Source organism: Puia dinghuensis, from assembly GCF_014642875.1.
GTDB lineage: Bacteria > Bacteroidota > Bacteroidia > Chitinophagales > Chitinophagaceae > Puia > Puia dinghuensis.
The window spans coordinates 540,923-562,758 of sequence record NZ_BMJC01000004.1 but is presented as its reverse complement, the minus strand read 5'-3'; the positions used below and the strand labels follow the sequence as shown (position 1 = coordinate 562,758).

The window sequence follows — 21,836 nt, the reverse complement described above, 5'->3', positions numbered from 1 at the left end:
TGTTGCTTAGAAATCGATCCCAAACCACTTCTTCCGCTCTTTCTTCTGGTACTTTTCGTAGTTGAACCTATACAGCTTCCCCGGCCGGTGAGGGACATCGGTTTCGAGTTCACCGGTATCTTCCAGCAGACCCATGGAAAAGAATTTCTTCCGGAAGTTGCGCCGGTCAAGCTTTACATCCAGTATCGCCTCGTAGAGGTTCTGCAGTTCGCGCAGGGAAAACTTCTTTGGCAAGAGGCTAAAGCCCAGCGGATGCTCCTGGATCCTTTTCTGCAACCACGCATAGCAGGCATCCAGCAGCGCGCGGTGGTCGAAGGCCATATCGGACAGGGTGGTCACACGGTGCCAGTGCAGCTCGTTGTCCAGGATCTTCAACTGGTGATGTTCGATATTGATAAGGGAGCAATAAGCAATGGTGACTACGCGGGCTGCGGGGTGCCGGTTCACCTCCCCAAAGGCTTTTACCTGTTCGAGATAGACGTCGTCCATGCCTGTACGTTCGCGCAGGATGCGATAGGCTGCTTCGTCGAGGTCTTCGTGGTTGTTGACAAGATCGCCCAACAAGGACCATTTATTCTCATATTTTTCAAAATCCGATTTTATCAAGAGGACCTTGAGCTCGTTGTCATCGAAACCGAAGATGACACAGTCAACGGAAATACCAATGATCCCGTCGCTTTCCAGCTGTTTCAGGATCATTTTGATGTTCTTCTGACCGGCGGCAGCAGTGTCCGTGGAAGACGGACCATCGTTAGGTATAATTTCAGGGTTCATTCAATTACTAAGTTAGGCATTTAAATGTGCAGGAAATGCGCTTCCCCAAAAAATACGCATTTCCTGCAGAACGGCTAATGTCTGTCCTTCGGACAAGATGCCTCCGGCATCTTAGCCCGATTCGCTTAACTTTATGCCATAAAATTGATTTATGTATTCCGCCGACCAAACGCAGCGCCTGCAAAAGGAGACCGCATCCTTCTTATCCATCGTCAAAGAACACCCACCCAAAAAAGGCCAGCTGGAACAGCTGAGAGACGTGTTGCGCTTCCATGAATATCGTTATGCCATCCTCAACGACCCCCTTATCTCGGATTTCGAGTACGATATTTTATACAAGGCATTGGAAAAAGCAGAGGCGGAGCATCCCGATTGGGTCACCCCCGACTCACCCACACAGCGGGTGGCCAGCGGGCTGACGGAGGAATTCCCCAAGGTTGAGCACCTCGTTCCGATGTTGTCCCTCGACAACTCCTACAACGAGGAAGACCTGGTGGACTGGGATCGGAGAGCCCGGGAACTGGCCGGCCTGGACGAACTGGAATATTGCGTCGAGCCTAAATTCGACGGGGCCAGCATTTCCCTTACCTACGAGAATGACCGGCTGCTGCGAGGCGTTACCCGGGGCGACGGTGTCACGGGCGACGAGATCACCACCAATATCCGGCAGATACGATCGGTGCCGCTTTCTGCAGCCTTTTCCCGTTATGGCATCCAATTGATAGAGATTCGCGGGGAGGTGCTGATGAATAAGAGCAATTTCCAAAAATACAATGATCAGTTGGCCGAAGAGGGTACCCCCCCGCTTGCCAACCCCCGGAATGCCGCAGCGGGGTCACTGCGGATAAAGGACCCGAAAGAGGTGAGGCGCCGCAACCTGGAAGCCTTTCTTTACCATGTAAGCTATTTTATCACCCTGGAGGGGAAGGAGCTGGACCATTCCTTACATACTCACAGCGGCAACCTGAAGATGCTCTGGGATCTTGGGTTCCGCAGCCCGCAAAAGGAAAAACGCATCGTCAAGGGGATACAGGCGGTGATCGACTATTGCAGGGAGTTCGAACAGCAGCGGGACGACCTCCCCTATGAGATAGACGGGATGGTCATCAAAGTGAACGAGATCGCCCTGCAAGACAAGATGGGGATGACCACCCATCATCCTCGCTGGGCTATCGCCTTTAAGTTTCCGGCGCGGCAGGCTACCAGTACCTTGAGAAAGGTGGAGTTCCAGGTGGGCCGTACCGGGAGCATAACCCCCGTAGCTAAGATCGACCCCGTGCCGCTAAGCGGAGTCACCGTGAGCTCTGTCTCCCTATTCAACGAAGACGTTGTCCGGGAAAAAGACCTGAAGATCGGCGACCAGGTGCTGGTCGAACGGAAGGGGGACGTCATCCCTTATATCGTAAAGCCCCTGGTCGATGTCCGGACAGGAAAAGAAACCCCTATTGTTTTTCCAACCCGTTGCCCGGTATGTGATCACGAGCTGGTAAAACCGGAGGGCGAGGCGGTGTGGCGTTGTGTCAACATCAATTGTCCGGCCCAGGTGGTCGAGCGGATCATCCATTTTGCCAGCAAAGATGCTATGGATATCCGCAGTTTTGGGGAAGCCAATGTCCAGAAATTTTATGATCTGGGGTTTTTGAAAGATATCCCGGGCATCTACCGGCTACCCTATGACAAGATCAGGGCGCTGGAAGGCTTCGGGGAAAAAAGCGTAAGCAATCTACAGGCGGCCATCGAGGCTTCCAAGCATCAGCCCTTGCACCGGCTTATCTTCGGATTGGGTATCCGTTATGTTGGGGAGACTACAGCCAAGACGCTGGCCGCAACCGTCGGCCATTTGTCGGAGTATTACGACTATTCCCTGGAAGACCTTCAAAATCTGGAAGATGTGGGGCCAAAGGTGGCTGGCAGCGTCTTCGAGTTCTTTCACAATACCGATAACAAGCACCTGCTGAAGGAGCTCGAGACCCTTGGCCTTAACCTGAAAAGCCAAAAAGGCAAGGCGAGCCAGGGGGGCAACCTGGATGGGCAAACGTTCTTATTCACCGGCACCCTCAGCCGGTTGAAGCGATCGGATGCGGAAGCGGCGGTAGAGAGCAATGGCGGGAAGCTACTGAGCGGAGTCAGCAGTAAATTGAACTACCTCATAGTGGGAGAAGATGCGGGCAGCAAGCTGGAAAAGGCAAAAAAGATACCCTCTATCCAAATACTCACAGAGGACGAGTTTATTAAGCTCTTAAACATATAATATTATTTTCTTACGTTACTGGTAAATCGAAATTCTTTTTCGTAACTTTAAGAAAATTGACAGGCATGATTAGAAAACTCACCGGCGAAGTGTGGAAACCTTTACAGTTTCCCGGCTGGAAACAACTCCGAAAAAAATACGCACTGTCTTCCATGGGTCGCGTTGCGAGCTACTCGGAAGATGTGCTGGCCGACGGCAAATTGCTGAACGGCAGCCTGACGACCGGTTACAAGACCCTTAATCTTCACCGGCCCGGCAACAACGGTACTCTCTACATCCATCGAGAGATCGCCCGCCTTTTCCTACCCAAACCATCTCCCAAAAACAGGTATGTGATCCATGTGAATCACAACAAGCTGGACAATGCTTCCAAAAACCTGAAATGGGCAACACTTGAGGAGATGATCGAACACCAGCAGAAGAGCCCTGCGAAGATCGCCTACAAAAAAGTTCAGGCGAATCGCACCGTCGGGCTTAAGCTGACCGCCGCCCAGGTGAAGACCATCAAGAAAACCTTATCCAGCAAAAATCGACAGCTTACCATCAAGAAACTGGCTGAAAAGTACCAGGTCAGTGAAATGACCATGTACAGGATCAAAAGTGGGGAGAACTGGGGCAGGATCAAATAAACCGACGCCAACGGATACCGGACCATCAGACAGGAGAAAGAATACAGGATCAAGAAACCGAAACTATGCTGCAAGCTTCTACGCTCAAATTCCTCAAGGATCTAAAGAAGAACAACAACAAGCCCTGGTTTGAAAAAAACAAGTCTGTTTACCTGGAAGCAAAAGAGGACATGGACCATTTTGTAGAGCAGGTGATCGAAGGGTTCGGAAAAACAGACCCCGAAATTGCAAACCTACACCCCAAGGATTGTACTTACCGAATCTACAGGGACGTCCGCTTTTCCCAGGACAAAACACCTTACAAGGCTCACATGGGAGCTTACCTCAACAAAGGTGGCAAAAAGGTGCCGACGGCTGGTTATTACGTACATCTCGAGCCGGGCCGGAACATGGCCGGCGGCGGACTGTGGATGCCACAGGCTCCGGAATTGAATAAAGTCCGGCAGGAGATAGACTATAATTTTGCCGAATGGTCGAAGATCCTCAGTGACCGCAATTTCAAGAAGACCTTTATTGAAGGTCTTGAAAAAGAGGATATGCTCACCCGGCCACCCAAAGGGTATGACGAAGAAAATCCCGCCATCGAATACCTCAAATTGAAAAGCTTTATCGTTACCCGGGAGTTTACGGACGCTGAAGTCCAATCAAAAACCTATCTGAAAGAAATAATAAAGACGTTTACGTCGATGAAAGGCTTTGTTTATTTTTTAAACCGCGGGCTCGAATAAACCCGCGCCCCGGTAAGCTTGCTTACCGGACATTATGGAAAAAGAGGACGTCTATTTTTTGGCTTCAGACGTCCTCTTTTTTTCCCATTACAACATCTTATTGGTCAGGAGATATTCAGCGATCTGTACCGCATTGGTGGCGGCGCCTTTCCGGAGATTGTCGCTTACCACCCACATATTGAGGGTCCTGGCCTGGGTCTCGTCCCTTCTCAGTCTTCCCACGAAGACCTCATCCCGTTCGTGGGCATCCTTGGGCATAGGATACTGCTGGGTGGCGGGATCATCCACCACTACTACGCCCGGAGCTTTGACGAGAAGCGCCCTTACCTCGGCCAGATCGAATTCATTCTCGAACTCCACATTCACCGCTTCACTATGTCCGCCCATTACGGGGATGCGTACGGTGGTCGCAGTCACGCGGATGCTGTCGTCGCGCATGATCTTCCTGGTCTCGTTGACCATCTTCATTTCCTCTTTTGTATAGCCGTTGTCCAGGAATACATCTATCTGCGGGATGGCATTGAGATCGATGGGATATTTATACGCCATTTCGCCGCTGATGCCTTTACGCTCATTCTCCAGCTGCTTTACGGCTTTTACACCCGTTCCGGTGACGCTCTGATAAGTAGAAACGACGATCCTTTTCACTTTGTATTTCTTATGCAGGGGATTCAATGCCACCACCATCTGGATGGTGGAGCAGTTGGGATTGGCGATGATCTTGTCTTCGGGTGTAAGCGCATCTGCATTGAGTTCGGGCACGACCAGCTTCTTGGTGGGGTCCATACGCCAGGCGCTGGAGTTGTCCACTACCGTAATGCCTGCAGCCGCAAATTTCGGCGCCCATTCGAGGGAGGTGCTGCCGCCGGCGGAGAAAAGGGCCAATGCCGGCTTTGCTGCAATCGCATCATTGGCGCTGACGACGGCATATTTCTTTCCCTTAAACTCGACTTGCTTGCCGATGGATTTTTCGGATGCTACGGGGAGCAATTCGGTAACGGGAAAATTCCTTTCTGCCAGGACTTGTAACATTTTGGTGCCCACCAGGCCGGTGGCGCCGACGACTGCAACTTTCATTGACGGTTATATTTGATTTTAAATTAAAAAGCCCTCCCGGTTGCGGGAAGGCTCTTGATATCTTGGCATACAAAAAGATCAGATCCTGTCCCGCTGTGGGAGGCACTTCTTAATCTGCTTTGTATGTTTCATTATTTTCATTGCGGGGCAAATATAGCTTTCAATTATAAATAAAACAAATTTTACACCAATTCGATATCAAAGTTGACCAGATCGACGAATTGTCTGATGCGGGCATCGATATCCGTACGGGTGATCTCTTTGAGCCTTGTGGGACCGAACTTCTCCACGCAGAAAGAGGCCATGGCCGAGCCGACGATGATGGCTGTCTTCATGTTCTCGAAGGAGATGTCGCGGGTGCTGGCAAGCCAACCCATGAATCCACCGGCAAAGGTGTCGCCGGCGCCCGTGGGGTCGAATACTTCTTCCAACGGCAGCGCGGGTGCAACGAAGACCTGGTCGCCATGGAAAAGCAGAGCGCCGTGTTCACCTTTCTTTATGATCAGGAACCGGGGACCCATTTTCATGATGGCACGGGCTGCCTTTACCAGGGAAAATTCCCCGCTTAACTGGCGGGCTTCGCTATCGTTTACCATCAGTACGTCGACCATCGTCAACAGTTTTTTGAGGTCGTCGAGGGCGTTGTCCATCCAGAAGTTCATTGTATCCATGGCAATGAGCTTGGGGCGCTTCTTCAGCTGCTGGACGACATTCATCTGGAGGCCGGGGGTGATATTACCGAGCATGACGAACTCGCTGCCCTGGAAGCTTTCCGGGATCACCGGGTTAAAGTCCAAAAATGCATTCAGTTCGGTGACCAGGGTGTCCCGGGTATTCATGTCCATGTGGTATCTGCCGCTCCAGAAGAAGGATTTTTTGTCTTTTTTGATCTCCACGCCTCCCAGGTCGACCCCGCGCTTCTGTAATTCGTCCAATTCTTCGCTGGCAAAGTCATTGCCTACGATGGAAACCTGGTTGATGGGTTTTATGAAATTGCTGGCTGCATAGGCGATATAGGTGGCTGCTCCGCCTACTATCCGGTCTGTCTTTCCAAAGGGAGTTTCGATGGCGTCATAGGCCATGGAACCGACTACAATTAATGACATTTAATTCGGTTTTGCTTTTGTTTCGGGCTGCAACCTACAACATTATGGCAACTATCACTATTTAGGGACAAGAAAAATTAAAAAACTTGTACCTTAATGGGAAAAGATTGCCATTATGACTATATATGAATTTCATACTAAATATGCCACTGAGTGGGTGGATCAGTACGGGACTAAGATTACCTTTATGCCGTTAAGCATGGGAAAAAAGACAGGGGCAATGTTCACCGCTCCCAAAGATCAACCCCAACTAGGAGGAGAATATAGCATGAGGGAAGAACATGGTAGGTTGTATTTAGGATGGTATAGTCGAGAATATTTCTTCTCTCCGATGGCGGATGGCTTCGAACTGCTCGAAGGAAATACCGTAGCATATAGTTTTACCAGACCCGTCTAAAAACTCGTCTTCTCTAATTGGCTCTAAATGGTCCACGGGGATTTCGCCAGTTTGGATGTAGTGTTGTACTGGATCAATGGGGCAATTTTCTTTTACTCTGAAGTATTGAGGAATAGTTTCCATTTTGAGATATTTTTTGTATTTTTAATTATCTCAATTGGAACTAAGGAATAACCTATTTTAAACCCGGCTGGCACCGGGTTTCGTCGTTTGATAAAGGTACTTATTCCCCGTCATTTTACCCATAAAAAATGGCCCCTCTTCCAGGAATAGAAGAGGGGCTTTTCAGTTCTTGTGTTTTAACTGTTTAAACTGCCTTCGCTACCAACCAGGAGCCGAATAACCAGTTAAACCTTCACGCCGTATAGACATACGGCGTTCTTCCTATGAAAAAAATTCGATCAATCGGGAGTATATCAAAAAAAAATGGCGCGGGTCTCTACTTACCCGTCTTGGAGGCCGTCGAAAGCCCTGAGAACAGATAAGAGAGAACCCACGCCAAAGGCATGGGCTCATCACTTCTCATTCTGTTCTCATTTAGAAATTTCGACGTTTCCAAGACAGAACTCAAAGCGAATCGCTTAATATTTTAACGAATCGCAAATATCGTAAAAGCAGGCGGCATTCAACTACCGCCCGGCGCTAATCAGGTAGCCGTAGCCATTTAAAACTCATCCTATGAGAATTAAAGATAAATATAGCATTTGAATAATCAAAATAAGCAATATAACAATTTAAAATTCTTACAACAACTACTTTTAAGCCTTATTTGGCTTATTATTAGTAAGTGTTGAACAAATCCGCTTAATATTTGCGGATGGCGAAGATGTCCAAGAATTCCATTGCAAAAAAGCTAATTCTCTCCGGTGAGATAAAGACCTTACCGGAACTGCTCAGCGTAGTGGACGAAACGCCATTTTCTAGGGATATAGGAACAACACCAGAACGATTTTCGCGTCTTCTTGACAATCCTACGCTATTCAGATTTGCAGATGTTTATAACATGGCGAGTACCCTAGGGGTAGATTCCAAGATAATCTTAGAAATGATCCACGAATACAATTTGCAGAAGCAGAAGAGACGGAGGTAGTGTCTATTTCTTCTTTTTGGGAGAAACTACCTTTGGTTGTGGAGGGGTGGTATTTTCGGTCTTAGGGAATAGCACAGTCATAACCTCATCAAAAGAGGCATCTACGTGTACTTTCTCTTCGTATTTATTCTTCCGGGGTTTCTTCGATTTCTTTGCCGATGCCATGGTCTTTCTGTTTTGCTATCAGGGTCTTATATGGCATATGCCCTTCCAGCCTACATAAAGTTAACCCAAATCTCTCACTTTCTCCTATTTTCCGGCTGTTAAACCTAAAGCTGAACTCGTCGCAATAGCGCTGTAAATGCTTGCGGGATACTTGGTGATAGATGCCATAAATTCCGCGCTTGAGGATAGACCAATAGTTTTCTAATCCATTGATATGGTATCCATTCTGGACGTATTCCCCTTCGGTGTGATTAACTACGACATGATTGTATTTCTTGCCTACCTTTCGATATACAGATGCTGCGTCCGTTACCAGGGTGGAAGGTTTCTCGACATGATCCAAGATCATATTGGTAACAACTGTCTTGGTTACCCATTGGGTAGCTTTGGTCACTATCTTGCCGCCAGTTTCCTGCAAACCCACTACCGCTGTCTTTAATTCAGCAGCTTCCTCTTTTCCTACCCGCTTGCTGGCATGTTTATTTAGCTCCAAACCGCCGATATAGGTTTCATCAGCTTGCACCTCCTTGGTCAGCAGTAGCGTTCCCTTTTCCCGTAAGGCTTCACGTATGCGATGCAACAGGAACCAAGCTGTCTTTTGTGGGATGCCCAAATCCTTTCCCAGTTGGATGGAGCTAATTCCCTTCTTATGAGAGGTAATAATATAGATAGCGGCAAACCACGTTGACAGGGGGATATTGCTATCCTCAGCCACCGTACCAACGGTTACACTATACTTTTTGTGGCATTCCTTATTACCACATTTGAATCGCTTGCCGTTCTCTATCCGGTAGGACTTATCTGACCCACAATAAGGGCATATAGGTTTGCCGCCCCAACGATGTTGGACTAAGTAATCCCGACAACCCTGTTCGTCCTGGAATTTGACCATTAAGTCCTTGAGATTCTTGAAGGTGGGCATAACTAGCTGAGGTTTAGGGTATAAATTTACGATTTGTCCCTAATATATCCTAATTTTAAATGTTAAATATTTTCCATAAGTTTATACACCCCAAACAGTCCCGCATGACCGACCAAAAACCACAAGAAGGAGATAAGAAAACTCCGCCAATTAATCCCCCGCCAGTCCCCGTTCATCAAGGGGATGCCGAAGGACAGCAACATCCTGTCGAACCAAAGGTAGAAGCCCCCACCAGCGATAGCAGCACACAAAAAAATCAAGCTGACGGACGCGAATCCAGGAAGAACATAGAGCAATGGAACAGAAACCACCGACAAACGATGTATGGGATAGTGATTAATAGTATTCTTGTCGGGATCACTGGAATTTCTATATGGTTTGGTTACCGATCGCTTAAAATTACGCAAGACGCGCTTCTCGTAAGTCAAAAACAATTTGAAAGTGCGAATCAGCCTTATTTGCAAATTGCCAGTGTGCGGGACAGTCTTCGTCCCAACAGACCGCCCCTTGTTAATTATACAATCGACAATCTTGTTAGCCAGCCCGCTAAAATTGTGATGGGGAAAATCGGAATTGAGATTATGCAGCCGGATAGTGCCCATCTCAGTCCTTGGATGCTCTATAAATCGCAGAAGAAAATAGAAAACTACCCGCGCATAGAGCAATATGCTATAAAAGAAAGTCCATATTCGGATACTTGGACGGCTGATAATTATATTACAGAAAATGAGTTTCATTTTATTGAATCTGGCGTTTACCATGTCTTTTTTTATGGAGATATTCTTTACGTAAGCCTTGTTACTAGGCATGAACTCAGGTATCATTTCAGAGTAGAATTATTAGCGGGACAAAGAAAACAGTTTCAGATTTGGGAGAACGATAACCAAAAAATCAGCGATACCGTGCGGAACTTAGGGGAACTATTGGGTGACTTCTCGCCAAAGCCATAATTTTTTTTGTCCCTAAATAGTGATAGTTGCCAACATTATTGGCTAACAGTCGTTAGCTCTTTTTATTATATTTGTGGTAATTTTTATGGCTAAAATTCAAAGTCGCAGGAACAGCACCAAAAAGGAGGTGATCATCGAAAAGGCCTCCCGGCTGTTCAGGGAAAAGGGGTTTGGCGCCGCATCCATGCGGGACCTGGCCGAACATGTAGGGGTGGAAGCCGCCAGCCTGTATAACCATATCCAGTCGAAATCGGAGATCCTCCAGACCATCTGTTTCAAGGTTGCCAACGAATTCATCAGCAACCTGGAAGTAGTAGAAGCCAGCCTGCAGCCCACCCTGAAAAAGATGGAGACGATCATCCGGCTGCATATCCGGATGATGCTGGATCAGTATGAATATGTATACATCGCCGACCACGAATGGCGTCACCTGCCGGAGCCCTATCTCTCCAACTTCCTCAACCAGCGGCGCAATTACCGCAAGCGCCTGAGTGACATCATCGAAACCGGCATCGCCAAGGGGGAGATGAAGGCTATCGACCCTTATACGGCCGTCCTGGTGATCCTTTCGGCCATCAGTGGTATCGACAGCTGGCAACGGAGCCGAAAAAGCACCAATGCCGAGACCCTTGAATCGAATATGGTCAAATACCTTATAGAAGGATTGAAGAAATGAGCTTTTTCCAAAAACTGATAGTCGAAGATATCCGCCGGGAAACGGCCGATTGCGTATCGGTCGCTTTTACAATCCCGCCGCACCTGCGGGAAGCATTCCGTTATCACCAGGGACAGAATATCACCGTCCGGATGTGGATGGCGGGGACAGAAGTACGGCGGAGCTATTCCATCTGCAGCAGCCCGCTGGATGATGAGCTGCGCATCGCGGTCAAACAGGTTGCGGGCGGGGTCTTTTCCACGTTCGCTAATGAACAATTACAAACAGGCCAGGAGCTCGAAGTGCTGCCACCGACGGGAAAATTCTACACCGAATTGCGGGCGGAAAACCAGAAGCACTACCTGGCCTTTGCCGCGGGCAGCGGTATTACCCCGGTGATCTCGCTGGTAAAGACGACCCTGGCAGTAGAGCCGCAAAGTCACTTTACGCTGGTATACGGCAACCGCAATCGCTCTTCCATCATTTTCAGGGAGGAGCTGGAGGCCCTGAAAGACCGCAATATGCAGCGGCTGGCGCTGCATCACATCCTGAGCCGCGAACAGATGGATGTTCCACTGAACCAGGGCCGGATCAACGTGTCGAAATGCGCGGAACTATGCCCCAGGCTCATCGACCTTTCCATGATGGATGAGGTATTTCTCTGCGGCCCACAGGAAATGATCTTCACCGTAAGAGACTGGCTGCAACAACAGGGCGTCGACAATAGGAAGATCCATTTTGAGCTCTTTCATTCCGTGGACAGCGATGCTAAAGGCGCCAGCGGCCCCAAAGGGCAGAGCAAGCCCGAAGCCTGGGAGTCTACAGCTGCCGTCAGCCAGGTAACCGTCCGGCTGGATGGCGTCAGTCATTCATTTCCCCTATCTTATGACGGCGACTCGGTGCTGAATGCAGCCCTGATGGAGGGAGTCGATCTGCCTTTTGCCTGTAAAGGCGGGGTCTGTTGCACCTGCCGGGCTAAATTGATCGAAGGAGAGGTGGAGATGGATGTAAACTATGCATTGGAAGCCGATGAATTGCAGGCAGGATATGTCCTCACCTGCCAGTCCCACCCCCGGACTTCAACCGTGGTCATTGACTTTGACTCCAAATAAACCGCTCCGCAGCAAGGGAGTAGATGAGATCGGAAAGAAGCAGCCCCACCAGGAAGCGGATGATGATAAGCAGGATGGCGCTGACGATCGTATAGGCGACGCGCTGGTCCTCGGGTGTCTTCTTCAGCTGGGGAACACCGGTATAAAACAGGTATACGCTATAAAGCCCCAATGCCACACCCGCTTGCAATCCCGGCAGCGCATAAAAGATACCGGCCAGCCAGGCCGGGGTATACGAATAAGCCACTAATTGCGCCGACCGGCCGAGATCCCTTGGCGCACCAAAGGCGGGTGCGATGATGTCTACCAGCAGGGTTCCGAGAAGATAAACGACCAAAGAGGTGATAAAGCTATTTGTCGCCATGGAGATTCCCCAATAAACCCCGCTTATCCGGAAAAGGATGCCGTTGGCGCCGACAAGGCCATAACCGATAAAACTTGCAACGGCAGGGATCAGCGCCATGGGGATCACATAACGCCCCAGCAAGCGCTTCATCGTCCTTTTTTCTTTCGCGATGACCTGCCATTCAGCCACCGGCGAGAAGATGATATTCCTGACCCTGGCAAGAAAGGGCATAGCGAATGGAATTAAATTCTTACAAGGTACTAATAAAAAGCCCCGGCTATTCACCAGGGCCTGATCAGTTGCACTATAAATAAGATTAGTAGCCGGGGTTCTGTCCCAGGTTGGCGTCAAGATCACGCTCAGCCTGCGGCACCGGCCACAGGAGCTTGTTTGTCGTCAGCCCATAGTTGAGGGGTTTGCCGCTGGGATCGACCCGGCTGTTCATCAGGTTGATGGTATACTGTACTCCGGCGCGAAGCAGGTCGGTCCAACGCCAGCCTTCCAGGGCCAGCTCGAGCCTTCTTTCCTTCAGGATGGCGGTGGCTACATCCGTCTGGCTGACGGCGGTGGTATTGGGCAGACCAACGCGGGCCCTGATCTGGTTGATCAGCGGAATTGCCTGCGCCGTTTGACCGGTCTGGTTCAGGGCTTCGGCCTTCAACAGGATGATGTCCGCCAGGCGGAGGACAATCTCATTATCCGGGCTGTTAAAGCCACCGGGATCTTTCCATTTATAGGCGTATGGCACCGGCAATTTGGTATAAGGAGGCGGGATGGCGCCGCTGCTATCCCCGGGCTTGCTCCAGTATACAGAGGCGTTTAGCCGGACCATGTCGTTCTCCGCCTGGTAGGCCTGGATGAGATCGTTGGTCGGTTCATTGAACTTCGCCCAGGTGTCACCGGTGAGTGAATAGGGTAACAGCAGTTCAGGACCATAGTTGGTTGTGCCGCTGACCGTACCATGCTGGATCTCGAAAATGGATTCGACCGTATTCTTGTGATTGCCGTCGAAGAGCTGCGCATAGCCTGGCAACAGGGAATAGTAGCTATTAGCCATTACCTTGTTGCACCAGACCAGGGAGGAGTCGTACTTGCCCTGTTGCGCATAGGCCTTGGCGAGCAGTGCGTCGGCCGCACCCTGAGTAGCCCGGCCGTTATTGGGATTGCTGCCGGAAGCAGGGAGCAGGGAAGAATCTGCGGAGATGAGGTCGTGTTCTATCTGTTCCCAGACAGCGGCAGCCGGTGTACGGGCCGGATACAGGCCTGCGCCAGAGGTAACATTCTCCACCACGAGCGGGACATCACCCCAGGTGGTAACCAGGTAGAAATAATGCAGCGCCCGGAGAAATTTTGCCTCGCCAATGATCTGCTGCTTGCGGGTATTGCCCTGCCAGGCAACGTCGTTGATGGCAGGCACGTTCTGGATCACGGCATTCGCGTTGGCGACTCCTTCATACAGACCCTGCCAGTCGCGCGTGACATTACCGTTGAGGGCGTTCAGGGTAAAGTTGTCGATCGCGAAATTATCGGGGTTGTTGCCGCCGGCATAACAGTTATCGGCCTGCACGTCGCCATTGGTCATATAATCCCAGATATAGAACTGCTGGTAGAGGCTGTTATACGCCCCCGTGAGCCCTGATTCAGCATCTGTTGCCGTCTTCCAGTAATTCGAAGTGGTAAGGCTGGAGATCGGGGTCTTATCGATGGTCTTTTGACAGGCTGTCCCCAAAAGCCCTGCTATAGTGATGATAAATACAAACGATTTATTGTTGTGTCGCATGATGATCCGTTTTTTTGTTAGAGTTCCAGGTTTACGCCGACAGTATAGATCCTCGACTGGGGATAAGTACCGTAGTCGATGCCCAATGCCGTAGAGCTGGTGCCCGCCTGATTGACCTCGGGATTATATCCTTTGTAGCCAGTGATCGTAAAGAGATTCTGACCCGTCACATAGAAGCGCATTCCATAGATACCGGCATGTTTCAGCCCTTCGGTGCTGAGGTGGTAGCTGAGCGTAGCAGATTTCAGCCGGAAGAAGGCCCCGTTCTGGATAAACCGGGAAGAGATGCGGGAATTGGCTGCCGAGTCACCGAATTGGGCGAGGGGAACATCAGTGATATCACCGGGTTTCCTCCAGCGGCGCAACACTTCGGTAGTAGCGTTGTTGGGGCTGGACATACCCTGGGTTTCGATGGCGGAGGCGTCGAAGATCTTATTGCCGCCAACTCCGTCGAAGAGGAGATCGAGTCCGAAGTTCTTATACGTGAGGTTATTGACAAAACTGTAGATGAAGGTCGGCAGGCCGCTGCCCAGATAGGTACGGTCGTGATTAGGATCGATGACACCGTCGTGGTTGAGATCGGCAAATTTCTCATAGCCGGTGGCCGGGTCTACGCCAAGGGCCTTGTAGCCATAGAAGGCGCCCAGGGGCAGGCCATTCTTTACGACGGAGACATACTGATTCGTTCCGCCGCCGCCGAATTCGATACCGCCATAATAGAAAGTGGAGGCGGAGTCAAGCCCATAGATGCGATTCTTGTTGAAGGAAGTGTTCACGGTGGCCGTCCAGTCAAAGTCATGGGTCTTAACGATGACGCCTGTCAGCGAAAATTCAAAACCCCTGTTCTGATCATACCCGGGAAGGTTGATCAGCTGCTGACCGTCGTCATTCCCATTGGTCGCGGGCAGGGTCTCGGTGAAGATGAGGTTTTTTGTTTTCTTGTTATAATAATCGGCGGAAAGACTTACCCGGCCCTTCAACACGGCGAGGTCGAAGCCTATATTCAATTGCTGACCGGCTTCCCATTTCAGGCCGGAGTTGCCGATGGGATTGGCAAGGATGACACCCGGGGTAGGATTGCCGCCAAAGATGTACGGCGCGCCCGGGTTGAGAGAAGTATAAGAAGGATAGACGGTGACCCCCGCCGGTGGCAGGTTACCTGTCTCACCCCAACCCGCACGGACCTTCAGGTCTTCAATAAAGTGGATATTATCCATGAAGTCCTCTTTGGAGACCCGCCAGCCGCCGGAGAAGGCGGGGAAATAGCCATACTGATTGTTGATCCCCACCCGGGAAGACCCATCCGCGCGGAGAGAGCCGGTGAAGAGATATTTATCCTTGTAGGAATAGTTCACCCTCCCGAAGTAAGACAGCACCGCCCAGTCCGTCTGATAGCTGTATACGGATTGATTGGAGGAAGCGGCATTGAGGGTGGGAACGGCAGCCGTTGCAAATCCACGACCGGATTGACTGTTGTTGTAATATTTCTCATTGATGGTTTCCGTACCGACGACGACATTGAAGTTGTGGTCACCAAACGATCTGTTCCAGGTGAGGGTATTGTCAAGCGTGTAGCGGAGCACTTCCTGGCTGGTATTGGTCGCCAAACCCTGGATCGAAATGCCATAAGCATTGTTGAATGGGTTGAGGAAGTAGTTGTAGTTGTATTGTTCGAGGGACAGGCCGGCAGACGAACGATATTTAATGTTGAACGGCAGCTTGATCTCTACATGGACATCGCCCAGGAGGTTGTTTGCCGCCGTAGAATTGTTCTGATCGTAAATGTTGCCGACCGGGTTAGCAGTCCCGTCAAAATTGGAACCGTACACTCCCTTGGCGTCGATTACGGGGACAATGGGGGGTGTCGTCAATGCAGCAAGGATGGTACCACCGTGTTGGGCGCTTGTGCCATCGGGAATGGTAGTGGTATAGCTGCGGTTGTAGCTGATGTGCGAACCCACGCTCAACCAGTCGTTCATGTTCTGTTCGAGCTTGAAGTTGATGGAATAACGCTTGAAATTGGAAGTGTGAACGATCCCATCCTGGTTGAGATAGCCAAGACCCAGCAGCCAGGTGCCTTTTTGTGATCCACCGGAGAAAGTTGCATTGGCGCCGGTTTGCACTGCCGTGTGATAAATGAGGTCCTGCCAGTTGTTGTTTGCAGTGAAGTTGTTTGGCAGTGTCGGCACAGACTTATGGGCGTTGGTGTACTCATCCTGGAGGAGGGACAGGTATTGCTGGTTGTTGAGGACATCGAGCTTTTTTGTTATCTGCTGGATACCCGTATAGGCATTGATGTCAGTCCTGGTCTTCCCCTTGGACCCCTGTTTTGTCGTGATGAGCACGACGCCGTTGGTGCTGCCCGCTGCGCCATAGATGCCGGCTGCGGCTGCATCCTTCAATACGCTGATGGATTCGATGGTGTTGGGGTCGAGGCTCTTGGTATCCCCGGCTACTACTCCGTCGATGACATAGATCGGTTCGGCGCCATTTGGCGAGGCGATGCCGCGGATGCGGACGCTAAAGTCGGAACCCGGTGCGCCGGAAGGTTGGAAGACCTGGACGCCGGGAGCCTTACCGGCCAATACCTCAGACGTAGAGATTACCGGCCGGGAGCTGACATCCTTTACGCTGATGGTAGATACGGCGGAGGTGATATCGGCCTTGCGCTGGGAGCCATAGCCGATGACGACGACCTGATCGAGCGCTTTGCTGCTGGTGGTCAGCTGAGCGTTGACGACATTCTGGCCGCCAACGGCTACTTCTTTTGTCGTATAGCCGATGTAGGAGAAGATAAGCGTGGCGCTGTCTTCCACCGTAAGGGTATACTCCCCTTTATTATTGGTGGAAGTGCCGGCGGATGACCCTCTTATCTGGACGGATACCCCGGAAAGCGGCTCGTTGTTGTCCCCTGTGACGGTGCCTGTAATACGGATAGGCAGACGTTGCAGCTTGTTGGACAACACTACTATCAAATTGTTAGTCAGCACCTTGAAGGTGAGATCGGTGTTTTTGAAAAGGCGGCTCAGGGCCTCGTTGATGGGGGTATTCTGCCAGTCTACCGTGACTTTTGTCCGAAGAGAGGATAGGTCATAGTTATAGAGAAAGCGGAATTCACCTTTCTTTTCGATCTTGTTCAACACTTTAGCGATCTCGGTCTGCTGTGCGTTGAGGGTGATGGAACCCTGGGCATTGACATTCGCCTCTGCCTGGAGGAGTCCAAATAAGAGGAACAGCATCGTCAGCTTCATAATCACAACCATTTTAAAGAGCAATCGTAACCTACCCCTCCCTATGAGGGGTTGCGAATTTTTCATACTTTTATCATTAAGGATTATCAAATGGGAAACCCGGACCGCCCTCCCAGTTGGTCAAAGGTTTCCGTTTCAATCTTAAACGGGGAATGCGCTAACATTTCCCGTTTTTTTATTTATAGCGATGGGCTATCAGCCTGATCAGCCGGTATTACTGTTTTGCATATAGTTCTATCTCCTTTCCATTTATTTTATATGTGAAGTTGGCAGTGAGCTGCAGTTCTTTCAGGGCTTCCTCGATGCTCTCATTGGCGAAAACACCGCCAAAATGATATTGGTTGAGTCTGGCATCTTTTACCATGATATGTACATCGTACCACCGTTCCATTTTGTTTGCCAGCTCCCGGAAATTATCCCCGTCGAATACAAGCCGGTTATACATCCAGCTCGTTTCCACCTTCTCGCTGTCGGGAATATCCGGCCGGATGTGACTTATCGCCATGCCAGTGGCAGCTTTGCCGGCGGCGGCGACGGACGGGGCAGGGAGCTTGTTGAGTACCAGCTTTTCATTGGGCCGGAGGATGATACGAGCTGTGTTTGGGCTTCCTTTCCTGCTCACTTCAATGACCCCTTTCAACACGGCCGCCTCTACGGTCTCATCCTGCGGATACGATCTTACCGTGAAGGAAGTACCCAGGACTTTTATATCCAGGGTAGATGCGTGAACAATGAAAGGATGTTCCATATCCTTTGTCACGTCGAAACAGGCCTCCCCTTCGAGCCCCACTTCCCGGCTCCCGATATTAAAATCGCCGGTATATTTCAATTTGCTGTTGGAGTTGAGCCAGACCTGTGTGCCGTCGGGAAGCAATAGCCGGGTTCGGGCGCCTGGCCTGGCCTGCACTTCTTCATTGCCAACGGGCCTTATGGCGGGCAGAGCTATCTTATGTTCAGGGAGCAGACGGTAGATGCCCCAGCCCAGCACGATGAGGGCGGCCACAGATGCGGCATAACCGATGGCTCCTCGCGGGGAGAATCGGATGATCCGTTTTCGTTGTGCACGCTTATCGCCGTCAGGCATGTCGATGATGCGGCGAAATCTTGCTTCGAGATCGGGGTCTTCCTCTTCGATGGAGTCCGAAGCGCTGTCAGGCGGGGACGAAAAATAACCTTGGAGAACGTCGAATGAGTATCCTTTATCGGGAGATCGTTGGAGCAATTGTTGTAATTCCTCTTCCTCCTCAGGGGTGGATTCGCCGGAAAGGCGCCGGGACATCAATACCCATATGCGATTGTTATGTTGCTCCATACAGCAGGCCTGCCCTCTAAAGACAATAAAATGAAACCTATCTACTAAGCCGTTTTCAAAATAATTTTATCTTCCCCTGTAATAGATTAATTGTCACCTATTTGCCTGCTCGATCTTTTCAACGGGAAATCGAACTCGGCCGCGATGGCGAGGGATATCCTTTTGACGGCGATGGCCATTTGCACGTCGATGGTATTGGTGGAGATATTGAGGATCTCGGCAATTTCCCGGTATTTGAGCCCATCCTCCCGCACCAGCTTAAAGATCATTTTGCAGCGGGGCGGCAGCGCTTCTATCGCCGTTTGTATCTTCCGGTAAGTCTCGGCCGTGATGAGCAATTGTTCAGGAGTGCCGTTGCTTCCATTCAGGTCGATGGTAATGTGATCAAAGGGTTCCGTGATATTCTGCCGGGCTTTTCGGGACAGATAATTGAGCGCAGCATTCTTGGTGGCGGTATAGAGATAGACCCGGAGATTGCGGATGGAAGAGATCTCCTCGCGCCGCTGCCAGATGCGGACGAAGACGTCTTCCACGATCTCCTCTGCGGATTCGCGGGTCTTGATCATGGCAAAGGCGAACTGGTAAAGGCGCTTGAAGAAGTGGGCGTAAATTTGCCGGAATGCGGCTTGATCACCTGCGGCTACCTGCTCCAGCAATATCGGGTCGTTGTCCATGTGTAATAACGAAACGCAAAATTATCTAAACGGGTTGGAATAGGGGTATCTTATTTCTTTCGTAGTGGTTAACAACCGGATTGCTAACACTTGTTAGCTTTTGAAAAAAGCGGTATTTTTGTGGATAATCAACCGATGCTGTATGATGACCGACGCCAGTTCAACTATCTTCCAGGATAAGATCGACCAGGATATCCGGATCGAGCCAAAGGATTGGATGCCGGACGCTTACCGGAAGACCCTGATAAGGCAGATCTCACAACATGCCCACAGCGAGATCGTGGGGATGCTGCCAGAAGCCAACTGGATCACCAGGGCGCCCTCGCTCAGGCGCAAGGCTACACTTATTGCGAAGGTACAGGATGAAGCCGGTCATGGACTTTACCTGTATTCCGCCGCCGAAACGCTGGGAATTAGCCGCGAGGAGATGATTGACCAGCTGCACAGCGGAAAAGCGAAATATTCGTCCATCTTCAATTACCCCACGCTCACCTGGGCAGACATGGGCGCAATCGGCTGGCTGGTCGACGGCGCGGCCATCATGAACCAGGTTCCATTGTGCCGGGCTTCTTACGGGCCTTATGCCAGGGCGATGGTCCGCATCTGTAAGGAAGAAAGCTTCCACCAACGGCAAGGCTTCGAGATTCTGCTTACGTTGAGCCGGGGTAGTGAAGCGCAGCGGCGGATGTGCCAGGATGCGATCGATCGCTGGTGGTGGCCGTCGGTGATGATGTTCGGGCCCAATGACGATGCCTCACCGCATACGGCGCAAAGCATGCAATGGAAGATCAAGCGATTTACCAATGATGAACTGCGGCAGCGTTTTGTCGATATTTGCGCCGAACAGGTGAAGCTGCTGGGGATGACGATCCCAGACGACCAGCTCCGTTGGAATGAAGAACGGCAGCATTATGACTTTGGTCCCATCGATTGGGAAGAATTCCGGAATGTGATCAATGGCAACGGTCCCTGTAACAAGGAAAGGCTGGCGGCGCGGGTGCAGGCGCATGAGGACGGGGCCTGGGTTCGGGAAGCGGCCCTGGCGCATGCGGAGAAAAAAATACAATATGGAAAAACAGCATAACTGGCCACTTTGGGAGATATTCATCCGCAGCAGGCAGGGCCTGGATCACAAGCATGTGGGCAGCCTTCATGCTGCCGATTCGGCCATGGCTATCGAGAATGCCCGGGATGTTTATACCCGCCGGATGGAAGGCATCAGCATCTGGGTGGTGGAAAGCAAATATGTCCATGCTTCCAACCCCGATGAAGCATCCTCTTTTTATGATCCTGCAAACGATAAGGTCTACCGGCATCCGACCTTTTACGATTTGCCAGATGAATTAAAGCATATGTAAATGACCGTTCAGCACACCATCGACTATACCTTACACCTTGCCGACAACGCGCTTGTTCTTGGCCATCGCAACAGCGAATGGACCGGTCATGGACCAATCCTCGAACAGGATATTGCATTATCCAATATTGCGCTCGACCTGATCGGTCAGGCCCGGTATCTTTACCAGTATGCGGCGCGGTTGATGACTATGCAGGGCGGGCCGGAGGTGACGGAGGATGTCCTTGCCTATCTGCGGGACTCCTGGGATTACCGGAATTGTCTGCTGGTCGAACAGGCCAACGGCGATTGGGGCAAGACAGTGCTGCGGCAATTTTTCTTCAGCGCCTATCAATATTTCTTTTACCGGGAGCTGCAACATAGCAGGGATGCCGAGTTGTCCGCTATCGCGGAGAAGGCCCTCAAGGAAGTGACCTATCATCTCCGGTGGAGCAGCGAATGGGTGATACGGCTGGGTGACGGAACGGAAGAGAGCCATGCCCGGATGGAGAAGGCACTCGATCAGCTTTGGATGTATACAGGCGAACTTTTTCAGCCCGCCGGCTTTGAGCAGGCCCTGGCGCCGGGAGGCATTGCGGTCGATCTTGGAGAGATAAAGCCCCTGTGGGAACTGCGGGTAGGTGAGGTATTGAAGGAAGCGACCCTGACGACCCCTGGTTCGATGATGCAGCAGGGAGGCAAGCAGGGGAAACACACCGAGCATTTGGGTTACCTGCTGGCCGAAATGCAATTCCTTCAAAGGGCCTATCCGGGTAACGAATGGTAGATGATGGAAGAGACGAAGACGATATGGTCCCTGCTGGAAGCAGTGAATGACCCCGAGGTTCCGGTGTTGTCGGTGATCGACCTGGGCATCATCCGGAAGGTGCGGATGGAAGACGGCCGCCCGGAGATCGTGCTGACCCCAACTTATAGCGGATGCCCGGCCATGGATGTGATAAGGATGAATATCCGGATGGTCCTCGGCCAGCATGGGTATCCAGCCGTAAAGCTGACCACCGTCCTGTCGCCGGCCTGGACAACGGACTGGATGAGTGAGAAAGGGAAGGAGAAGCTGCGGGCTTATGGCATTGCGCCGCCGCTGCCTGTACAGACGGTTTGCCACCTCGACCTGTTCCAACGCGAAGAAGCGATAGCCTGCCCGCATTGTCATTCTTATCACACCACATTGATAAGCGAATTTGGCAGCACGGCCTGTAAGGCTTTGTATCGTTGCGAGGACTGTCATGAGCCCTTCGATTATTTTAAATGTCATTGAAA

The 21,836-nt window shown here is 50.9% G+C and carries 20 protein-coding genes; 11 read left to right on the top strand and 9 right to left on the bottom strand.

Annotation, left to right across the window (positions count from 1 at the left end):
- Positions 1 to 6: 6 nt before the first annotated feature.
- Complete coding sequence (locus IEY39_RS20225; RefSeq protein WP_229689002.1) at positions 7 to 774, bottom strand: NUDIX hydrolase; 768 nt, start codon at positions 772 to 774, stop codon at positions 7 to 9.
- A gap of 151 nt (positions 775 to 925) precedes the next feature.
- On the opposite strand from IEY39_RS20225, the gene ligA reads away from it, so the two are divergent.
- From ligA to IEY39_RS20210, 3 genes are all read left to right on the top strand, one after another.
- Complete coding sequence (gene ligA, locus IEY39_RS20220; protein WP_188934987.1) at positions 926 to 3,025, top strand: NAD-dependent DNA ligase LigA; 2,100 nt, start codon at positions 926 to 928, stop codon at positions 3,023 to 3,025.
- 65 nt (positions 3,026 to 3,090) lie between these two features.
- Positions 3,091 to 3,654: an NUMOD4 domain-containing protein gene (locus IEY39_RS20215; RefSeq protein WP_188934985.1), complete on the top strand. Its 564-nt coding sequence runs from the start codon at positions 3,091 to 3,093 to the stop codon at positions 3,652 to 3,654.
- Between the two features lie 65 nt (positions 3,655 to 3,719).
- Positions 3,720 to 4,382 (top strand): DUF2461 domain-containing protein, encoded by a 663-nt coding sequence (locus IEY39_RS20210; RefSeq protein ID WP_188934983.1) that lies wholly within the window; start codon positions 3,720 to 3,722, stop codon positions 4,380 to 4,382.
- Between the two features lie 87 nt (positions 4,383 to 4,469).
- Here the strand turns inward: IEY39_RS20210 and IEY39_RS20205 are convergent, their stop codons facing one another.
- Together IEY39_RS20205 and IEY39_RS20200 are read right to left on the bottom strand one after the other, a co-directional pair.
- A complete protein-coding gene (locus tag IEY39_RS20205; protein WP_188934981.1) occupies positions 4,470 to 5,459 on the bottom strand; it encodes an aspartate-semialdehyde dehydrogenase in 990 nt (329 codons plus the stop codon).
- 182 nt (positions 5,460 to 5,641) lie between these two features.
- Positions 5,642 to 6,565: a PfkB family carbohydrate kinase gene (locus tag IEY39_RS20200; RefSeq protein WP_188934979.1), complete on the bottom strand. Its 924-nt coding sequence runs from the start codon at positions 6,563 to 6,565 to the stop codon at positions 5,642 to 5,644.
- 187 nt (positions 6,566 to 6,752) lie between these two features.
- Here IEY39_RS20200 and IEY39_RS20195 point away from each other — a divergent pair, with 187 nt between their 5' ends.
- The gene (locus IEY39_RS20195) at positions 6,753 to 6,962 is read left to right on the top strand and encodes a hypothetical protein (protein ID WP_188934977.1); all 210 of its coding nucleotides are present in this window, start codon (positions 6,753 to 6,755) and stop codon (positions 6,960 to 6,962) included.
- Between the two features lie 1,214 nt (positions 6,963 to 8,176).
- Here the strand turns inward: IEY39_RS20195 and IEY39_RS20190 are convergent.
- Positions 8,177 to 9,139 carry an IS1595 family transposase gene (locus tag IEY39_RS20190; RefSeq protein WP_188934975.1) on the bottom strand — a complete coding sequence of 321 codons (963 nt, stop codon included), beginning with the start codon at positions 9,137 to 9,139 and terminating at the stop codon, positions 8,177 to 8,179.
- A gap of 104 nt (positions 9,140 to 9,243) precedes the next feature.
- Here IEY39_RS20190 and IEY39_RS20185 point away from each other — a divergent pair, with 104 nt between their 5' ends.
- The 3 genes from IEY39_RS20185 to paaE all read left to right on the top strand — a co-directional run bounded on the left by IEY39_RS20185 (position 9,244) and on the right by paaE (position 11,856).
- Positions 9,244 to 10,089: a hypothetical protein gene (locus IEY39_RS20185; RefSeq protein ID WP_188934973.1), complete on the top strand. Its 846-nt coding sequence runs from the start codon at positions 9,244 to 9,246 to the stop codon at positions 10,087 to 10,089.
- An 85-nt stretch (positions 10,090 to 10,174) separates the two neighbouring features.
- Positions 10,175 to 10,765 carry a TetR/AcrR family transcriptional regulator gene (locus IEY39_RS20180; RefSeq protein ID WP_188934971.1) on the top strand — a complete coding sequence of 197 codons (591 nt, stop codon included), beginning with the start codon at positions 10,175 to 10,177 and terminating at the stop codon, positions 10,763 to 10,765.
- Positions 10,762 to 11,856 carry a 1,2-phenylacetyl-CoA epoxidase subunit PaaE gene (paaE, locus tag IEY39_RS20175; protein WP_188934969.1) on the top strand — a complete coding sequence of 365 codons (1,095 nt, stop codon included), beginning with the start codon at positions 10,762 to 10,764 and terminating at the stop codon, positions 11,854 to 11,856. Before IEY39_RS20180 ends, paaE begins: the two co-directional genes overlap by 4 nt.
- Here the strand turns inward: paaE and IEY39_RS20170 are convergent.
- The 5 genes from IEY39_RS20170 to IEY39_RS20150 form a co-directional block, all read right to left on the bottom strand.
- Entirely contained in the window at positions 11,834 to 12,433 is a 600-nt protein-coding gene (locus IEY39_RS20170; protein WP_188934967.1) for a Yip1 family protein, read from the bottom strand. The two genes, paaE and IEY39_RS20170, sit on opposite strands and share 23 nt — an antisense overlap.
- A gap of 85 nt (positions 12,434 to 12,518) precedes the next feature.
- Entirely contained in the window at positions 12,519 to 13,982 is a 1,464-nt protein-coding gene (locus IEY39_RS20165; RefSeq protein WP_188934964.1) for a RagB/SusD family nutrient uptake outer membrane protein, read from the bottom strand.
- 17 nt (positions 13,983 to 13,999) lie between these two features.
- Complete coding sequence (locus IEY39_RS20160; protein WP_188934962.1) at positions 14,000 to 17,233, bottom strand: TonB-dependent receptor; 3,234 nt, start codon at positions 17,231 to 17,233, stop codon at positions 14,000 to 14,002.
- 214 nt (positions 17,234 to 17,447) lie between these two features.
- The gene (locus IEY39_RS20155; RefSeq protein ID WP_188934960.1) at positions 17,448 to 18,545 is read right to left on the bottom strand and encodes a FecR family protein; all 1,098 of its coding nucleotides are present in this window, start codon (positions 18,543 to 18,545) and stop codon (positions 17,448 to 17,450) included.
- Between the two features lie 86 nt (positions 18,546 to 18,631).
- Complete coding sequence (locus tag IEY39_RS20150; RefSeq protein ID WP_188934958.1) at positions 18,632 to 19,219, bottom strand: RNA polymerase sigma factor; 588 nt, start codon at positions 19,217 to 19,219, stop codon at positions 18,632 to 18,634.
- 142 nt (positions 19,220 to 19,361) lie between these two features.
- On the opposite strand from IEY39_RS20150, the gene paaA reads away from it, so the two are divergent.
- From paaA to paaD, 4 genes are read left to right on the top strand one after another with little or no spacing between them, the layout of a single operon-like run.
- Complete coding sequence (paaA, locus tag IEY39_RS20145) at positions 19,362 to 20,303, top strand: 1,2-phenylacetyl-CoA epoxidase subunit PaaA (RefSeq protein ID WP_188934956.1); 942 nt, start codon at positions 19,362 to 19,364, stop codon at positions 20,301 to 20,303.
- Complete coding sequence (gene paaB, locus IEY39_RS20140) at positions 20,287 to 20,577, top strand: 1,2-phenylacetyl-CoA epoxidase subunit PaaB (protein WP_188934954.1); 291 nt, start codon at positions 20,287 to 20,289, stop codon at positions 20,575 to 20,577. Before paaA ends, paaB begins: the two co-directional genes overlap by 17 nt.
- Positions 20,578 to 21,342 (top strand): 1,2-phenylacetyl-CoA epoxidase subunit PaaC, encoded by a 765-nt coding sequence (gene paaC, locus IEY39_RS20135; protein ID WP_188934952.1) that lies wholly within the window; start codon positions 20,578 to 20,580, stop codon positions 21,340 to 21,342.
- Complete coding sequence (paaD, locus tag IEY39_RS20130) at positions 21,343 to 21,834, top strand: 1,2-phenylacetyl-CoA epoxidase subunit PaaD (protein WP_229689001.1); 492 nt, start codon at positions 21,343 to 21,345, stop codon at positions 21,832 to 21,834.
- Positions 21,835 to 21,836 lie beyond the last annotated feature (2 nt).

What these genes read in the sequence shown, in the direction of transcription:
- IEY39_RS20165 (WP_188934964.1), bottom strand. Translation starts at nt 13,982, where the DNA reads ATGCGACACAACAATAAATCGTTTGTATTTATCATCACTATAGCAGGG.
- IEY39_RS20170 (WP_188934967.1), bottom strand. Translation starts at nt 12,433, where the DNA reads ATGCCCTTTCTTGCCAGGGTCAGGAATATCATCTTCTCGCCGGTGGCT.
- ligA (WP_188934987.1), top strand. Translation starts at nt 926, where the DNA reads ATGTATTCCGCCGACCAAACGCAGCGCCTGCAAAAGGAGACCGCATCC.
- paaD (WP_229689001.1), top strand. Translation starts at nt 21,343, where the DNA reads ATGATGGAAGAGACGAAGACGATATGGTCCCTGCTGGAAGCAGTGAAT.
- IEY39_RS20200 (WP_188934979.1), bottom strand. Translation starts at nt 6,565, where the DNA reads ATGTCATTAATTGTAGTCGGTTCCATGGCCTATGACGCCATCGAAACT.
- IEY39_RS20195 (WP_188934977.1), top strand. Translation starts at nt 6,753, where the DNA reads ATGCCGTTAAGCATGGGAAAAAAGACAGGGGCAATGTTCACCGCTCCC.
- IEY39_RS20190 (WP_188934975.1), bottom strand. Translation starts at nt 9,139, where the DNA reads ATGCCCACCTTCAAGAATCTCAAGGACTTAATGGTCAAATTCCAGGAC.
- paaC (WP_188934952.1), top strand. Translation starts at nt 20,578, where the DNA reads ATGACCGTTCAGCACACCATCGACTATACCTTACACCTTGCCGACAAC.
- paaA (WP_188934956.1), top strand. Translation starts at nt 19,362, where the DNA reads ATGATGACCGACGCCAGTTCAACTATCTTCCAGGATAAGATCGACCAG.
- IEY39_RS20155 (WP_188934960.1), bottom strand. Translation starts at nt 18,545, where the DNA reads ATGGAGCAACATAACAATCGCATATGGGTATTGATGTCCCGGCGCCTT.
- IEY39_RS20150 (WP_188934958.1), bottom strand. Translation starts at nt 19,219, where the DNA reads ATGGACAACGACCCGATATTGCTGGAGCAGGTAGCCGCAGGTGATCAA.
- paaE (WP_188934969.1), top strand. Translation starts at nt 10,762, where the DNA reads ATGAGCTTTTTCCAAAAACTGATAGTCGAAGATATCCGCCGGGAAACG.
- IEY39_RS20185 (WP_188934973.1), top strand. Translation starts at nt 9,244, where the DNA reads ATGACCGACCAAAAACCACAAGAAGGAGATAAGAAAACTCCGCCAATT.
- paaB (WP_188934954.1), top strand. Translation starts at nt 20,287, where the DNA reads ATGGAAAAACAGCATAACTGGCCACTTTGGGAGATATTCATCCGCAGC.
- IEY39_RS20180 (WP_188934971.1), top strand. Translation starts at nt 10,175, where the DNA reads ATGGCTAAAATTCAAAGTCGCAGGAACAGCACCAAAAAGGAGGTGATC.
- IEY39_RS20205 (WP_188934981.1), bottom strand. Translation starts at nt 5,459, where the DNA reads ATGAAAGTTGCAGTCGTCGGCGCCACCGGCCTGGTGGGCACCAAAATG.
- IEY39_RS20210 (WP_188934983.1), top strand. Translation starts at nt 3,720, where the DNA reads ATGCTGCAAGCTTCTACGCTCAAATTCCTCAAGGATCTAAAGAAGAAC.
- IEY39_RS20160 (WP_188934962.1), bottom strand. Translation starts at nt 17,233, where the DNA reads ATGAAGCTGACGATGCTGTTCCTCTTATTTGGACTCCTCCAGGCAGAG.
- IEY39_RS20215 (WP_188934985.1), top strand. Translation starts at nt 3,091, where the DNA reads ATGATTAGAAAACTCACCGGCGAAGTGTGGAAACCTTTACAGTTTCCC.
- IEY39_RS20225 (WP_229689002.1), bottom strand. Translation starts at nt 774, where the DNA reads ATGAACCCTGAAATTATACCTAACGATGGTCCGTCTTCCACGGACACT.